Raw genomic sequence first — 1,210 nt, 5'->3', positions numbered from 1 at the left:
TTACTTGATGATCTTGGCAACGACGCCAGCACCAACGGTACGGCCGCCTTCGCGGATTGCGAAGCGCAGGCCTTCTTCCATGGCGATCGGGGCGATCAGCTTGACGGTGATCGACACGTTGTCACCCGGCATGACCATTTCCTTGCCTTCCGGCAGGGCGATCGAGCCAGTCACGTCCGTCGTACGGAAGTAGAACTGCGGGCGGTAGTTGTTGAAGAACGGGGTGTGACGGCCGCCCTCGTCCTTCGACAGAATGTAGACCTCGCCCGTGAATTCCGTGTGCGGCTTGATCGAGCCCGGCTTGGCCAGCACTTGGCCACGCTGAACGTCTTCACGCTTCGTGCCGCGCAGCAGAATACCGACGTTGTCGCCTGCTTGACCTTGGTCGAGCAGCTTGCGGAACATTTCCACGCCCGTGCAGGTCGTCTTGTCGATCTTCGGCTTGTCGCCGTCCATCGCGATACCGACGATTTCGATTTCTTCGCCGACCTTGATGATGCCGCGCTCGATACGGCCGGTCACCACGGTGCCGCGACCCGAGATCGAGAACACGTCTTCCACCGGCATCAGGAACGTGCCGTCAACTGCGCGCTCCGGCGTCGGGATGTAGGTGTCCAGTGCGTCGGCCAGGTTCATGATGGCCACTTCGCCCAGCTCGCCCTTGTCGCCTTCCAGCGCCAGCTTGGCCGAACCCTTGATGATCGGGGTGTCGTCGCCAGGGAACTCGTACTTCGACAGAAGTTCACGCACTTCCATCTCGACCAGTTCCAGCAGCTCAGCGTCGTCCACCATGTCGCACTTGTTCAGGAAGACGATGATGTACGGCACGCCAACCTGACGGGCCAGCAGGATGTGCTCACGCGTTTGCGGCATCGGGCCGTCAGCGGCCGAGCACACCAGGATCGCGCCGTCCATCTGGGCGGCACCGGTAATCATGTTCTTGACGTAGTCGGCGTGGCCCGGGCAGTCAACGTGCGCGTAGTGACGGTTAGCCGTCTCGTACTCGATGTGCGCGGTGTTGATCGTGATGCCGCGTGCCTTTTCTTCCGGCGCTGCGTCGATTTCGTCGTACTTCTTGGCGGTACCACCGAACTTGCTCGACAGCACGGTTGCGATTGCTGCGGTCAGCGTCGTCTTACCGTGGTCAACGTGACCAATCGTCCCAACGTTCACGTGCGGCTTGGTCCGCTCGAACTTTTCCTTTGCCATG

General features: G+C 61.0%; 1 protein-coding gene. It reads right to left on the bottom strand.

Annotated elements, in window-relative coordinates; translation table 11 throughout:
* Entirely contained in the window at positions 1-1,209 is a 1,209-nt protein-coding gene (tuf, locus tag PI87_RS27905) for an elongation factor Tu (RefSeq protein WP_039601006.1), read from the bottom strand.
* Between the last annotated feature and the right edge of the window lies 1 nt (position 1,210).

The organism is Ralstonia sp. A12 (genome assembly GCF_000801955.1).
Taxonomy (GTDB): domain Bacteria; phylum Pseudomonadota; class Gammaproteobacteria; order Burkholderiales; family Burkholderiaceae; genus Ralstonia.
Note: the sequence above shows the minus strand (reverse complement) of the source record. Positions and strands in the feature narration are given on the sequence as shown.

Bases quoted from the DNA above. Each gene is read 5' to 3' on its own strand.
- tuf (WP_039601006.1), bottom strand. From the start codon at position 1,209: ATGGCAAAGGAAAAGTTCGAGCGGACCAAGCCGCACGTGAACGTTGGG.